The 13,609-nt window shown below is 61.4% G+C and carries 12 protein-coding genes; 9 read left to right on the top strand and 3 right to left on the bottom strand.

From position 1 onward, the window contains the following. Nucleotides 1–4 precede the first annotated feature (4 nt). The 4 genes from CRO23_RS12465 (at nucleotide 5) to CRO23_RS12450 (ending at nucleotide 5,026) form a co-directional block, all read left to right on the top strand. Nucleotides 5–829 carry a M55 family metallopeptidase gene (locus tag CRO23_RS12465; protein ID WP_016927825.1) on the top strand — a complete coding sequence of 275 codons (825 nt, stop codon included), beginning with the start codon at nucleotides 5–7 and terminating at the stop codon, nucleotides 827–829. A gap of 200 nt (nucleotides 830–1,029) precedes the next feature. After that, nucleotides 1,030–3,252 (top strand): xanthine dehydrogenase family protein molybdopterin-binding subunit, encoded by a 2,223-nt coding sequence (locus CRO23_RS12460; protein ID WP_079449264.1) that lies wholly within the window; start codon nucleotides 1,030–1,032, stop codon nucleotides 3,250–3,252. Further along, nucleotides 3,252–3,710 (top strand): (2Fe-2S)-binding protein, encoded by a 459-nt coding sequence (locus tag CRO23_RS12455; protein ID WP_016927823.1) that lies wholly within the window; start codon nucleotides 3,252–3,254, stop codon nucleotides 3,708–3,710. The genes CRO23_RS12460 and CRO23_RS12455 overlap by 1 nt, the downstream gene beginning before the upstream one ends. An 11-nt stretch (nucleotides 3,711–3,721) precedes the next feature. Next, nucleotides 3,722–5,026: a c-type cytochrome gene (locus tag CRO23_RS12450; RefSeq protein ID WP_048795309.1), complete on the top strand. Its 1,305-nt coding sequence runs from the start codon at nucleotides 3,722–3,724 to the stop codon at nucleotides 5,024–5,026. 37 nt (nucleotides 5,027–5,063) lie between these two features. Here the strand turns inward: CRO23_RS12450 and CRO23_RS12445 are convergent, their stop codons facing one another. Continuing rightward, nucleotides 5,064–6,233 carry a cupin domain-containing protein gene (locus CRO23_RS12445; protein WP_028127381.1) on the bottom strand — a complete coding sequence of 390 codons (1,170 nt, stop codon included), beginning with the start codon at nucleotides 6,231–6,233 and terminating at the stop codon, nucleotides 5,064–5,066. Nucleotides 6,234–6,794: 561 nt separating this feature from the next. Between CRO23_RS12445 and CRO23_RS12440 the strand changes: the two genes are divergently transcribed. The 3 genes from CRO23_RS12440 to licT are packed head-to-tail and all read left to right on the top strand — an operon-like array spanning nucleotide 6,795 to nucleotide 10,926. Next, nucleotides 6,795–8,651, top strand: coding sequence for a beta-glucoside-specific PTS transporter subunit IIABC (locus tag CRO23_RS12440; protein WP_016927820.1), 1,857 nt, complete (start codon nucleotides 6,795–6,797; stop codon nucleotides 8,649–8,651). Then, the gene (locus CRO23_RS12435) at nucleotides 8,648–10,063 is read left to right on the top strand and encodes a glycoside hydrolase family 1 protein (RefSeq protein ID WP_097102096.1); all 1,416 of its coding nucleotides are present in this window, start codon (nucleotides 8,648–8,650) and stop codon (nucleotides 10,061–10,063) included. The genes CRO23_RS12440 and CRO23_RS12435 overlap by 4 nt, the downstream gene beginning before the upstream one ends. A 20-nt stretch (nucleotides 10,064–10,083) precedes the next feature. Next, nucleotides 10,084–10,926 carry a BglG family transcription antiterminator LicT gene (gene licT, locus CRO23_RS12430; RefSeq protein ID WP_016927818.1) on the top strand — a complete coding sequence of 281 codons (843 nt, stop codon included), beginning with the start codon at nucleotides 10,084–10,086 and terminating at the stop codon, nucleotides 10,924–10,926. Here the strand turns inward: licT and CRO23_RS12425 are convergent. Further along, nucleotides 10,911–11,825 (bottom strand): LysR family transcriptional regulator, encoded by a 915-nt coding sequence (locus CRO23_RS12425; RefSeq protein WP_049299000.1) that lies wholly within the window; start codon nucleotides 11,823–11,825, stop codon nucleotides 10,911–10,913. The two genes, licT and CRO23_RS12425, sit on opposite strands and share 16 nt — an antisense overlap. 103 nt (nucleotides 11,826–11,928) lie before the next feature. Between CRO23_RS12425 and CRO23_RS12420 the strand changes: the two genes are divergently transcribed. Beyond that, nucleotides 11,929–12,495: a chromate transporter gene (locus CRO23_RS12420; RefSeq protein ID WP_016927816.1), complete on the top strand. Its 567-nt coding sequence runs from the start codon at nucleotides 11,929–11,931 to the stop codon at nucleotides 12,493–12,495. After that, on the top strand, nucleotides 12,492–13,013 hold the full coding sequence (locus CRO23_RS12415) for a chromate transporter (protein ID WP_028127817.1): 522 nt from the start codon (nucleotides 12,492–12,494) through the stop codon (nucleotides 13,011–13,013). Before CRO23_RS12420 ends, CRO23_RS12415 begins: the two co-directional genes overlap by 4 nt. Before the next feature lie 4 nt (nucleotides 13,014–13,017). Here the strand turns inward: CRO23_RS12415 and CRO23_RS12410 are convergent, their stop codons facing one another. Next, the gene (locus CRO23_RS12410) at nucleotides 13,018–13,371 is read right to left on the bottom strand and encodes a protease inhibitor Inh/omp19 family protein (RefSeq protein ID WP_016927814.1); all 354 of its coding nucleotides are present in this window, start codon (nucleotides 13,369–13,371) and stop codon (nucleotides 13,018–13,020) included. Nucleotides 13,372–13,609: the final 238 nt, after the last annotated feature.

Raw genomic sequence — 13,609 nt, 5'->3', positions numbered from 1 at the left:
TGATGTGAAAGTCTTTATCTCTGCGGATATCGAGGGTATTGCCGGCGTGATGCGGCCGGAGCAGTGCAACCCGGGCCATGCCGACTATGCGGCGGCGCGCGAGCTGATGGAGCAGGAGGTCAACGCCGCCATCGACGGCGCTTTCGCCGGCGGCGCCACCGAGGTGACGGTGGCCGACAGCCACGCCATGATGCAGAACCTGCGCGCCGATCGCATCGATGCGCGGGCGCGCCTGGTGCAGGGCAAACCGCGCGGGTTGTCGATGGTGGAAGGGCTGCAGCATCAACGTTACGATGGCCTGATGTGCATCGGTTATCACAGCGCCGCCGGCGAACGCGGCGTGCTGGCGCATACCATCAACGGTCGGGCCTTTTATCGCGTCAGCCTGAACGGCGAGGTCGTAGGCGAAAGCGATCTGTATGCGGCGATGGCGGCGGAGTTGAACGTGCCGTTGTGGCTGGTGAGCGGTGACGACGAGCTGCAACGTTGGATCGCTGAACGTTATCCGCAATCCGGCTATGTTTGCGTAAAACGCGCCATCTCGCAAACCGCCGCCGAATCGCTCAGCCCACAGCGGGCGCGGGCGGAGATCCGCGAGCGGGCGATGCAACAGGTGCGCCAGGGCGCCAGACTGCCGGTGGAGCGCCGTTTTATGCCGCCTTACCGGCTGACGCTGATGGCGGCCAAACCGGTGCTGGCGGATCTGTTCAGCCTGGTGCCCGGCGTGGAGCGCCAGGACGCGCTCACCGTGGCCTTCGACAGCGACAACATGGCGGTGCAAATCAACCTGCTCAGCGTTTTCTCCTCTCTGGCGGCGACGCAGAGCTGACCCCGGTGCGGGTGCCTGCCCGCACCGCACGATTCTCCAATAGAAAAACCCTCTTCAACATTAAGTCTACTGGATAATAGGCTACGCTAATTATTGCTCTGTTGCGCTATATCACCTGACGGACGCGACAAGCCATTCCCATAACAAGATTTGTTTCGCCGAAGGCAGTGACGCCTTCGGTTTTTTTGGAGTCATGAGCAATGAGCATATCCCAAGTTCCGCTTTCGCGGCGGCGGTTTATCGTCGGCGCCGGGGCGTTGGTGATCGGCGCCTATCTGCCGTCCACCGGCGCGCTGGCGCGTTCGGCTGCCCCGACCGCCTCCGGCGCGGCGGCGTTAGACGCCAACGCCTTCGTTCAGATCGGCGCCGACGGCGTCGTCACCGTCATCAGTAAACACACCGAAGTGGGCCAGGGGGTCTATACCGGCATGGCGACGCTGGTCGCCGAAGAGCTCGATGCCGATTGGGCACAGGTGCGGGTCGTGGCCGCGCCGGTGGACACCAATATCTACAAAAACCTGGCCTTTGGATTCCAGGGCACCGGCGGTTCCAGCTCGGTGGCCAATGCCTATGAGCAAATGCGGCGTATGGGCGCCATGGCGCGCGCGCTGCTGGTGCAGGCCGCCGCGCAGAGCTGGAAAACCTCGGCGCAGGAAATCACCGTGCAGGCGGGCAAGATCCGCCATGCCGCCAGCGGGCGCGAAGCGGGCTTCGGCGAATTCGCCGCGCTGGCCGCCACGCTGCCGCCGCCCGATCCCGCCAGCCTGACGCTGAAGGATCCGGCCAATTTCACCCTGATCGGCAAAACGCGCGGTTTGCACCGCGTCGATTCGCTGGCGAAAACCAACGGCAGCGCGCAGTTCTCGCAGGATATCCACGAGCCGGACATGCTGACCGTCACCATCAAGAAACCGCCGCGTTTCGGCGGCAAAGTGGCGACCTTCGACGCCGAGCGGGCGCTGGCGGTGCCGGGCGTGGTGGCGGTGAAGCAGGTCGCCACCGGCGTGGCGGTTTACGCCAAAAACACCTGGGCGGCGATCCAGGGGCGGGAACGGCTGCGGGTCACCTGGGACGACGCGCAGGCCGAACGGCGCAACACCGAGGAGATCTACGCCGAATTCCGCCAGGTGGCGCAGAAAACCGGCGTGGTGGCGAAGAGCCACGGCAAGCCGGACGAGGTGTTCGATAAGGCCGACAAGGTGATCGAGGCCGAATACACCTTCCCGTACGTCGCGCACGCGCCGATGGAGCCGCTGGACGGCTATCTGTTCTGGGACGGCGAGAGCGTCAAGGCGCGCTACGGCTGCCAAATCCAGACGCTCGATCACAAGCAATTGTGCGATCTGTTCGAGTTGCCGCCGGACAAGGTGCAGATTGAAACCATTCTGGCGGGCGGCAGCTTCGGCCGGCGCATCGATTTAGGCAACCCGACGCTGGGGCCGGATCTGGCGGCCGACATGGCGGCGGCGGCCAAGGGCATCGGCCCCGGCCACGGCGTGAAGGTGGTGTGGACGCGCGAGGACGACATCCGCAACGGCTGGTATCGCCCGATGATCCTGCACCGCCTGCGCGGCGCCATTCGGGGCGGCAAAGTGGTGGGCTGGACCGATACCGTGGTCGGCCACTCCTGGACGCGCCACAGCGCGATGGATGCGCTGGTGGTCAACGGCCTCGATCAGATGATGGTCGAGGGCGCCAGCGAGGTCTCATACACCTTCGAAGCCTTCCGCTGCGATGCGCATATCGTGCCCGGCAAGGTGCCGACCACCTCTCTGCGGTCGGTCGCCAGCACCCACACCGGCCACGCGGTGGAGAGCTTTATCGATCAGCTGTTGCAGGAAACCGGCCAGGATCCGGTCGAAGGGCGGCTGGCGCTGATGGGCGATGCGCCGCGCGCGGCGGGCGTGCTGCGGGCGGTAGCGAAAGCCGCCGGCTGGCAGGGCGCTAAAGTGGTAGACGGACGCGCGCGCGGCGTGGGCGTCGCCAAGGCGTTCGACACCTATGTGGCGCAGGTGGCCGAGGTGTCGATCGGCGAAGGCGGCATCCCCAAAGTGCATAAAGTGTGGTGCGCGGTGGACTGCGGCGTGGCGGTGAATCCCGACGTGATCCGCGCGCAGATCGAGGGCGGCATCGGCTACGGCCTGAGCCTGGCGCTGTACGGCAATATCACGCTGAAAGACGGCGTGGTCGAACAGTCCAATTTCAATAACTTCCGCCCGCTGCGCATCGATGAGATGCCGGAGATCGAGGTGATCATCGTGCCTTCGACCGAGAAACCGACCGGCGTGGGCGAGCTGGGGGTGCCGACCATTGCCCCGGCGGTCGGCAATGCGCTGGCGCTGCTTGGGCGGCCGCGCACCTCGCTGAGCCTGCCGCTGCATAATCCCACTGCGAATCCGGCGTCTGACAAGGAGAGAACCTGATGATTCATTTAACCGTAAACGATCAGCCGCTGACTTTCGAGGGCGATCCGCACATGCCGCTGCTGTGGTTTCTGCGTGACGAAGCCGGCTTGACCGGCACCAAATTCGGCTGCGGCATCGCCATGTGCGGCGCCTGTACCGTGCATCTGGACGGCGTGCCGGTGCGTTCGTGCATGACGCCGGTCTCCGCCGCCGTCGGCAAAAAAATCACCACCATCGAAGCCGTGGGCGCCACGCCGGAAGGCAAGGCGGTGCAGGAAGCCTGGCTTGATCTGGACGTGGTGCAGTGCGGTTACTGCCAGTCCGGCCAGATCATGAGCGCCAGCGCGCTGCTGGCGCAAAGCAAGAATCCGAGCGATGCGGACATCGACGCGGCGATGGGCGGCAACGTTTGCCGTTGCGCCACCTATGTGCGCATTCGCGCCGCCATCCACCAGGCCGCCAAGGCGTTGGGTTAGGGAGAGATGCGATGAGCAATGCCTTGAAAGGGCTGTTATGGCTGATTATCGCCGTGGTGGTGTTGGCGGGAGGATACGCGCTGTATACGCTGCTGCGGCCCACCGGCGCTGAGCCTGCGGCGCCGATCGCCGGGGCGCCGGCCGGCATGACCGACAAACTGGCCCGCGGCGAGTACCTGGCGCGCGCCGCCGACTGCGTGGCGTGCCACACCGCGCCGGGCGGCGCACCTTATGCGGGCGGCTTCGCCTTCAAGCTGCCGTTCGGCACCATCTACGGCACCAACATCACCGCCGACAAGGAAACCGGCATCGGCAACTGGAGCGACGATCAGTTCGTGCGCGCGGTGCGTGAGGGCATCGGCCCACAGGGCAACCTGTATCCGGCGATGCCTTATACTTCCTACACCGGGCTGAGCCGCGATGACGTGCTGGCGATCAAGGATTATCTGTTCAGTCTGCCGCCGGTGAAACAGGCCAACCCGCAAAACGAGCTGTCGTTCCCGTTCAACCAGCGTTGGGGCATGAAATTCTGGAACCTGGCGTTCTTCCAGGAGCAGCGTTTCGCGCCGGATCTCAACAAGGATGAACAGTGGAATCGCGGCGCCTATCTGGCGACGGCGCTCGGCCACTGCGGCGAGTGCCATACGCCGCGCAATCTGGGGTTCGGTCTTAACCAGAGCAAGCACCTGAGCGGTGAAGTGGTGCAGGGCTGGTTCGCCGCCAACATCACGCCGGACAAACAGACCGGCATCGGCGGCTGGAGCGACCAGCAACTGTCGCAATATCTGGCCACCGGCCATGCGCCGGGGCGCAGCAGCGCCGCCGGTCCGATGGCGGAAGCGGTGGAAAACAGCCTGCAGTTCCTGACGCCGGAAGATAATCTGGCGCTGGTGAAATACCTGCGCGATATCGAACCCATCGCCGGCGACAGCGCGGCGGCGGTGAACTTGCAGCCGAAGGGCGCGGGGGCTTCCACCCCGATCCTGCCGGGCGGGCAAGACAGCTCGCTCGGGCGGCGGATGTTCGCCAACGACTGCAGCGGCTGCCACCAGTGGAACGGGCCGGGCCGCCAGAGCGAGTATGCTTCGCTGGTGGGCAGCACGGCGGTGAACGATCCGCAGGGGCGCAGCGTGGTGCAGGCTATCCTGAAGGGGACGAGCATCAGCGTCGGCGAGCGGCATGAGATGATGCCGTCGTTCGGCAGCGCGTATTCCGACGAGGAAGTGGCGGCGGTCGCCAACTTCGTGGTCGGCCACTTCGGCGATAAGCAGGGCAGCGTCACCGCCAAACAGGTGGCGGAGCAGCGCAAGCAGTAACGAAAAGCGGCGAGGGAGATTCTCCCTCGCCGCGGCGTTATCGGCTGCGCCGCGACATCACCCGTTTGTCTTTCGGTCTATCCTGCCAGTCCTCAACCTGATTATTGAAGTTGTCCGCCAGCAGGTAGGCCGGGGTTTTCGCCAGCCAGTCGGACAACGAAATATCCTGATAAATGCCGTTGTCCATCACGATCAGTACCTTCAAATCCTCATCGCCGATGTTCTCGATGTAATGGCCGAAGCCCTGCGGCACGTAACCGACGTCCGAAGGGGCGTACTCTTCCGTCTGCGCGTGGCCGTGCGAGCTGAACACCGTCATGCGGCCTTTGCCGGCAATATAGTATTGCCATTCGTTGGCGTTGGGGTGCCAGTGCAATTCCCGGATCGCGCCGGGTTTCACGATCTCGATGATGCCGGTCATGGTGGTGGAAATGGGAAATTCTTTCGACGACACCAAATGGACGCTGCCGGCGTCATTTTCAAAGAACGGCTTTTGCTTCATTAATTCATAGCGGTGGGTCAGCGGGGCATTATTTAATCCGCCGTCGCTTTTCGGTAATGGCAAGGTGGGCGGAACGGCGCCGCCGACAATATAAGCTTCGCCCTGTTTGGCCTTGGAAAATACCGCCGCCGGCATGTCGACGCTTTTTTCCAATACCTCTTTCGGCATATGCGCCACCCAATCGGTGATGCTGAAGGTGCCGAATTCGGAGAAATGGCCGTTATCGAACGCCAAAATAAAATGCGCGCCGTCCGCCAGCGCCTGAATGGAATGGCCGTAGCCTTTCGGGAAATACCAGACGTCGCCGGGGCCGAAATCCGCCACCTCACATTTTCCCTCGGGATCGAGGATGGTGATGCGCGCATGGCCTTCCAGCATGAATGCCCATTCGGCGGCGATGGCGTGCCAATGCAGTTCGCGCACGCCGCCCGGCTCCAGCGTCATGTCGACGCCCGCCACGCCTTCGGAGATCGGGAATTGCTCGACGGTAGCTTCGCGCGCCCAGCCGCTGGGCAGGCTGCGTTTTTTGCTGTCGGTGAATTTGTATTTATAGAGATGTTGCGCATCGGCAGGCGGCTGATAGCTGCTGGGGGGCACGATATTGCGATGGTCGTCGGCAGCGGCATTTTTGGTGATGCCGCCGATCATGCCGGCGGCGGCCGCGCTGACGGCGGAGACTTTCAATATATCACGACGCGATAGCATAGCATTTTCTCCAATATAAAGCCGTGCGCCTGCAGAAGCAGGCGACGGGGAAGGCGCGATCGCCATTGAAATGATTTTTGTCATCGGCGGGAATAGGCTGTGACCCTTAAATCCTAGCGGCTGGAATGTATTGCGTAGGCGTTTATTTGTTTGCGTTTGTTACTAAGTGAGAGCGGGTTTAATTATTCATTGTTAATCTCAATAGTCATGGATCTGAATTAATCTTCCCCTGTAATTAAATAAACAAAGTGTCAATGAAACGCATTATTTTGGGTTATTTCCTTCCGATTGCGCTATGGGTGTGCGCAAAAAGCGTGCAGCGGCGACATTGCAGTGCATTTACGCTAAATCGTGACGCCTTTCACAACGCTGACGTCTGGCTATTGCCGAGTATTCGCGAGTATGGTGATACTTTTAGCGCGGTCGAGAAGACCGCACACCATTTTTATTGCGGCGTGTTACTGCTAAAGCAGGCAAGACCAAAATAGGAATGCACTTCTCCTTGTGATGAGGCGCATTTCCATTTTGGTCTTTTTTTTTTGCATTTTACCGGGGAAGACGATGGACTATCAAAAACTTGGCTTAGAAATATTGGCGCGGGTCGGCGGTAAAGGCAACGTCAGCAAGCTGACGCACTGCGCGACCCGTTTGCGTATGGAATTCAACGACGACGCTAAAGTGGATTCGAAGGCGATCGAAGCCCTGCCGGGTGTTATCAGCGTGGTGGTGCGAGGCGGCCAGTTTCAGATCGTGGTCGGCAATAACGTGCAGCAAACGTTCCGCGTGCTGCAAAAGGAGATTGGCCAGCCGCAAACCGGCGCTCAAAAGCAGCAGCCGAAAGGTGGCGTGGTGTCACGGATTATCAGCGTGATTTCCACGACCTTTACCCCGGTGATCCCGGCCATTACCGGCGCGGGGATGATCAAGGCGCTGCTGGCGATCCTCAAGCTGGCCGGGGCGATAGATCCCGCCGGCACGACCTATCGATTGCTGGATACCGTCGCCGATGCGGCCTTTTTCTTCCTGCCGGTGCTGTTGGCTTACGGTGCCGCGATAAAATTCGAGTGCAATCCCATCCTGGCGATGACCCTCGCCGGCGCGTTGCTGCACCCTAATCTGGCTCAGATGCAGGCGGCGGGCGCCGCGATTGATTTTCTCGGCATTCCGGTGCGGCTGGCGGATTATGCCGGCTCGGTGTTGCCGATCATTTTTACCGTGTGGCTGATGTCCTATATCGAGCGGTTTGCCGAGAAAGTTTCGCCGACGATGATCAAGTTCTTCACCAAACCGATGATCGTGCTGCTGGTCACCGCGCCACTGGCGTTGGTGGTGGTCGGGCCGTTCGGCATTTTCCTCAATGACATGGTGGCCGCCGGTGCGGCGATCGTTGATGGCAAGGCCAGCTGGCTGATTCCTATGTTGATGGGCGGGCTGCAGCCATTTCTGGTGATCACTGGCACCGCCTGGGCGATGACACCGATCGCCACCGGCCAATTGACCAAGAATGGCTTTGAGATGATTAACGGGCCGGGCATGTTGGCGTCCAATATTGCACAAGGTGCGGCGACGCTATGTGTGGCATTCCGCACCAAGAACACGAATTTGCGCCAGTTGGCGTCCTCCGCCGGTTTTACCGCGTTGTTGGGGATCACTGAACCCTCGCTGTACGGGGTGACGCTGAAACTGCGCAAACCGTTGATCGCGGCGATGATCGGCGGTGGCTGCGCCGGCATTTACGCCGGGTTGAGCGGGTTGGTGCGTTATGCCTTCGTTTCTCCTGGCCTGGCCGCTTTGCCGGCGTTTATCGGTGAGAACCCGATGAATATCGTGCACGCGCTGATCACTTGCGCCATTGCCATCGTCGTGACCTTTGCCCTGACTTGGATCCTTGGCTTCGACGATCCGGTCGAGGAGACGAACGACGAGACTCAGGTGGCGGCGGCCGACGAGGTATCGCCGGTTTTCAGCCCGCTGACCGGCAAAGCCGTGACGTTGGATCAGGTCAACGATGACGTTTTCTCCCAGGGCTTGTTGGGCCAGGGCATGGCGATCATACCGTCGGAAGGCGTGCTGCGTGCGCCGCTGGACGGCGAGATCGTGACTTTCCTGCCGTCAAAACATGCGGTCGGCATCAAGGGGGACAACGGCGCGGAGCTGTTGCTGCATATCGGCATCGACACGGTAAACCTGGGTGGCCAACACTTTGACTCCGGACTGCAGATCGGCGATCGCGTGAAGGCCGGCGACGAGCTGGTGCGTTTTGACATCGGCGCGATCGCCGCATTGGGCTTCGATCTGACGACGCCGGTATTGATCGTCAACAGCGAAGCGTTTCAGGTTCAGGTGTTACCTAAGCCGCATGGCGTTCATGCCGGTGAGACGATTATGGCGCTGAAGGCCAATAAGGAGCCGGCATGATTTATCAACGCTTGCACGATTTTCCCGCCGGGTTTCTCTGGGGCGCGTCGACTTCCGCCTATCAGGTGGAGGGCGCATGGAATGAAGACGGCAAAAGCCCGTCGATCGTCGATATGCTCGAACATCCCGCAGGCACGGCGGATTTTACGGTGGCCAGCGATCACTATCATCGCTTTCGCGAGGATGTGAAGCTGTTCGCAGAACTGGGGTTAAAGGCCTACCGGTTTTCGGTTGCGTGGACGCGCGTGTTGCCCGAAGGCGTCGGCGAAGTCAATGCGCCGGGGTTGGCGTTTTACCGGCAGTTGATCGACGAATTGCTGGCGCACGGCATCGAGCCGGTGGTGACGCTGTATCATTTCGATCTGCCGTATGTGCTGGAGCAGCAGGGCGGCTGGTCCAATCGCGCCACCATCGAGGCTTTTGTCACTTATGCCGGCGTGCTGTTCGACGCCTTCGGCGATCGGGTGAAGTATTGGCTCACCATCAATGAACAGAACACCATGATCCTGCACCCCGGCGCTATCGGCACGCCCAAAGGCGGTGCGTTGCCTGACAAACGGACGCTGTATCAGCAGAGTCATCATATGTTGGTCGCTCAGGCCAAAGTCATGGCATTATGCCATCAGCGCTGTCCCGGCGGGAAAATTGGCCCGGCGATCAATACCACCTCGATGTATCAGGAGACCTGTAATCCGCTGGATGCCATTGCCGCTCATAACTGGGAGACGTTGCGCTGTTGGAGTTTTCTCGATGTGGCGGTGCATGGCCGCTATAACGCCCTGGCCTGGCGTTACCTTGAGGAGCGGGGGTGGTCGCCGGACAGGGAGCCGGAGGACGCGGCGCTGCTGTTGGCGGCACGACCGGATTATGTGGCGATCAATTACTATTCCACCGCCACGATCGCCGCCAGCCGCGGCGACGGTTCAGACGTGAGCGCACGCGCCGGCGATCAGCAAATTATGCTCGGCGAACCGGGTGTGTATCGTGCGGCGGAAAACCCGTTTGTCGGCAAGACGCGCTACGGATGGGTGATCGATCCGGTTGGCCTGCGCTTAACGCTGCGCAAGACCTTCGAGCGCTATCACCTGCCGATACTGATCACGGAGAACGGCATTGGCGCGCCGGATGAATTGCGGGCGGATGAGACTATCGACGACGACTATCGCATTGAATTCATGCGGCAGCATGTCGAACAGATGCGGCTGGCGATCAACGATGGCGTCGAGCTGCTCGGTTACTGCCCGTGGGCGGCGATTGACGTCGTCAGCACGCATCAAGGTTACGCAAAGCGCTATGGATTTATCTACGTGAACCGCGGAGAACGGGATCTTAAGGATCTGCGGCGCATCAAAAAACGCAGTTTTGACTGGTATCGGCAGCTTATCGCCGCCAATGGCCGGTTGGGCAAATAAGCAAGGTGACGGCCGAGACGATGAAAGTCATTAAGGTGCTCAACAACAGTCTGGTGTTAACCGCGGACGACGATAACCGTGAGGTTATCGTCATGGGCAAGGGAATTGGTTTTAACAGCAAAACCGGAGACGAGATCAACTCGGCCGCCATTGAGAAAGTGTATGTGGTGCAGGAGGGGCAAAAGGGGCGGGATTACCTGCGGCTGATTGAAACTGCCCCGACGGAGCACATCGAAATTGTGCAGATGATCCTCAGTGAGGCCAACCGCCAACTGAACGGCAACATTAATGAACAGATTTTCTTTACGCTGGCGGATCACGTCAGTTTTGCTATCGAACGTCATCACAAGGGTATCGCCATCCAAAACCGCCTGCTGTTCGAGGTGAAACGTTTCTACCCGCGAGAGTTTGCGGTGGGGCTGCAAGCCTTGGCCTACATTAACCAGCGGCTGAATATCCATCTGCCTGAAGAGGAAGCGGGCAATATCGCCTTTCACCTGGTCAACGGCCAGACCGAAGTGCAAAACATGGAGCACACGTTGCTGGCGGTGAAAATGCTGAAAGATATTTTCAATATCATCAAGTATCACTTTCGCCTCAATATCGACACCGATTCGCTGAACTACGCGCGCTTTTTAGTGCATATGCAGTTCTTTATCCAGCGCATGCTCGACGGCAAACAGATGACCTCGAAGGCCGACTTTCTGTTTGCCCAGATGACGGCCGAGTACCCGCATGCCTATCGCGGCGCGCTATTGATCCGCGATTACGTGAAGAATCTGCTGCAAATGGAGATGTCGAATGATGAGCTGCTGTATTTGATGATCCACCTGACGCGCATCACCGATCAGCCCGAGGCCTGAACCGCCTCGGCGACCAGTTCGCGAAAGCGCTCGACGATCGGCGAGGCCGGGCTATGGCGCAGCGCCAGGTAAAGCGGGGCGCTGAGCTGCGCTTCTTCGGCGATCGTGCGGTAGACAATGCCGTCGCCGCCCAGCCGCCGCATCGAGCCGGGCACGATTGACAACCCCAGCCCGGCGCCGACCAGGCTGAGGGTGGCCGGCAGGCGCGGCGCTTCCTGCACGATGCGCGGGCTGAAGCCGGCGCGGTGGCAGGCGGCCAGGATGGCGTCGTACAACCCCTGACCGGCGGGGCGGCGATAGAGAATAAACGCCTCGTGGGCCAGTTCGGCCAGCGGCAGCGGTTGCTGCGTTTCTTGCGCCAGCCGGTGGCCCAGCGGCAGGGCGACGATCATCGGCTCGCTGAGCACCGGCTCGACGCTCAGGCCGGGAATGCCGTTGGCCGGCGAGCGCACGAAGGCGGCGTCGAGGCGCTGTTCCAGCAACGCCTCCATCAGTTCGCCGCTGCCGGCTTCTTCCAACTGGGTGGTGATGCCCGGCAGGATATCGCGATAGCGGCGCAGCAGGTTGGGCACGAACGGATGCAGCGCGGCGGAGCTGGTGAAACCGATGGCGATATAGCCCTGCTCGCCGCGGGCGGCGCGCTGTACCGCTTCGCGCAGGCGTTCGGCGCGCGCCAGCAGGGCGCGGGCCTCTTCAAACAGCACGCCCCCCGCTTCGGTGACGCGCACGCCGCGCGGCAGGCGCTGCAACAAGGTTACGCCCAGTTCGTCTTCCAGCCCCTGCAGCAGGCGGGTCAGCGGCGGCTGTTGGATAAACAGCCGCTCGGCGGCGCGGGTGATGTTGCCTTCTTCCACCACGGTGACGAATGCCCGCAGGCGACGCAGTTCGATCATAGCCATACCTCAAAGGTATCTTTGGTTTTTCCGGAATGCATTAGACATCATGGCACGGTGGCGCGCATGATACCAGACATCAAAACAAGCGATGTGGAATGGCAATGTCATGTCAGATATCAATACGTTAAAACCGCACCCGGCAGCTGCGCCGGGTAATGCAGAGCTGTTTTTGGGCTTTCTGTGGCTGGGGCTTATCGGCTTCGGCGGCGTGCTGCCGATGGCGCGCAGTATGCTGGTGGAGCGCCGGCGCTGGCTGAGCAGCGAACAGTTTACCGAGCTGCTCGGCCTGTGCCAGTTTTTGCCCGGCGGCAATGTGATCAACCTGTCGGTGGCGGTGGGCATGGAGTTTCGCGGGCTGCGCGGCGCGCTGTGCGCTTTGCTGGGCCTCATCAGCGCACCGACGGCGATCGTGGTGGGGCTGGGCGTGGTATACGCCCGCTTCCAAAACGATCCGCATGTGCAGCATGTGTTCGCCGGGCTGGCCGCCGCCGCCGCCGGGCTGCTGCTGTCGACCGGGATCAAGATGCTGCTGCCGCTGCGCGGTAAATGGCCGGCGCTGGCGATCGTCGCGCTGGCGCTGATCGCCATCGCCTGGCTGCGCCTGCCGCTGTTGCCGACCATGTTGGTGCTGGCGCCGCTGAGCATTCTGCTGATGTGGCGGTGGCCGTCATGAGCGGGGTGTTGATGGCGTTGGCGCTGATCTTCACGGAGCTTTCTTTATTGGCGTTCGGCGGCGGCATGACCATTCTGCCGGAAATGCAGCGGCAGGTGGTGGAGGTGCATCAGTGGATGAGCGCCCAGGAGTTCAGCGCGCTGTTCGCCATGGCGCAGGCCGCGCCGGGGCCGAACATGATGATCGTGCCGCTGGTCGGCTGGCACGTCGCCGGCTGGGCGGGGCTGCTGGTGTCTTCGATCGCCAAGTTCGGGCCGTCTTCTATTGTTACGCTATTGGTGATGGGCGCCTGGCGGCGCTTTAAGGATCGCCCGTGGCGCCGCATCGTGCAGGCCGGACTGGTGCCGCTGACCGTGGGGTTGGTGGCGGCCAGCGGTATCTTGATCGCCGAGGCTTCCGCGCCCAGCTGGCGGCTGGCGGCAATCGTGGCGCTGGCGACGGGGTTGAGCATGAGCAAGCGCCTCCATCCGCTGTGGGTGCTGGCGGGCGGCGCGCTGCTCGGGTTGCTGTTCGCCTGAAGGGTTAGCGCGGGATCAGCACAAAGCGCGAAGGGCCGTTGCGGTCGATCAGCTCATAGCGCTTCGGCGCGGTCAGGGCCAGAAACGCCACCATGCTCCCTTCGGCGTCGGTCAGCGTCATGCCGTCCGGCGTCGGCCGCCAGGCGACCGGCAGCGCGTGCAGCGCCAGCGGCTGCAGGCATTGGGCGGAGGCGCTGAAACGGAAAGCGTTGGTGTTGGCGACCGCTTCGTCGCTCAGCTGCACCTCGCAGACGGTTTTACCGTCGCCGATGGCGGCGAGCTGCCAGTCGCCCTTCAGCGCGGCGGGTTCCAGCAACGGCAGTGAACTGCCCAGGGCACTGCTGCACAATATGCTCATAACGACTCCTGTCAGGCTGGCGCGGCGCAAGGCGCGCATAAGGAAATGGGTTGGCATCGGGTCACTCCTTTCGGCTGTCCGTTCACACTTTAGCACGTACCCATCTTGATGATGAGGGAAGGATTAGGTTTTTTAATCCTCGATTATTCTGATCCAATCGGCAATAAAATGCGCAAAAAGACGAATAATTAACCCGTTAATGCGCTCATTTTTCTCATTAATATAGTGAGAATACAAA

Origin of the sequence: Serratia sp. JKS296, assembly GCF_900215445.1 — a bacterium.
In the GTDB taxonomy this organism is placed as follows: Bacteria; Pseudomonadota; Gammaproteobacteria; order Enterobacterales; family Enterobacteriaceae; genus Serratia; species Serratia marcescens.
This window is presented reverse-complemented; position numbering and strand designations above follow the sequence as displayed.

Coding starts and splice junctions, on each gene's coding strand:
- CRO23_RS12460 (WP_079449264.1), top strand. CDS start 1,030: ATGAGCATATCCCAAGTTCCGCTTTCGCGGCGGCGGTTTATCGTCGGC.
- CRO23_RS12455 (WP_016927823.1), top strand. CDS start 3,252: ATGATTCATTTAACCGTAAACGATCAGCCGCTGACTTTCGAGGGCGAT.
- CRO23_RS12450 (WP_048795309.1), top strand. CDS start 3,722: ATGAGCAATGCCTTGAAAGGGCTGTTATGGCTGATTATCGCCGTGGTG.
- CRO23_RS12445 (WP_028127381.1), bottom strand. CDS start 6,233: ATGCTATCGCGTCGTGATATATTGAAAGTCTCCGCCGTCAGCGCGGCC.
- CRO23_RS12440 (WP_016927820.1), top strand. CDS start 6,795: ATGGACTATCAAAAACTTGGCTTAGAAATATTGGCGCGGGTCGGCGGT.
- CRO23_RS12435 (WP_097102096.1), top strand. CDS start 8,648: ATGATTTATCAACGCTTGCACGATTTTCCCGCCGGGTTTCTCTGGGGC.
- licT (WP_016927818.1), top strand. CDS start 10,084: ATGAAAGTCATTAAGGTGCTCAACAACAGTCTGGTGTTAACCGCGGAC.
- CRO23_RS12425 (WP_049299000.1), bottom strand. CDS start 11,825: ATGGCTATGATCGAACTGCGTCGCCTGCGGGCATTCGTCACCGTGGTG.
- CRO23_RS12420 (WP_016927816.1), top strand. CDS start 11,929: ATGTCAGATATCAATACGTTAAAACCGCACCCGGCAGCTGCGCCGGGT.
- CRO23_RS12415 (WP_028127817.1), top strand. CDS start 12,492: ATGAGCGGGGTGTTGATGGCGTTGGCGCTGATCTTCACGGAGCTTTCT.
- CRO23_RS12410 (WP_016927814.1), bottom strand. CDS start 13,371: ATGAGCATATTGTGCAGCAGTGCCCTGGGCAGTTCACTGCCGTTGCTG.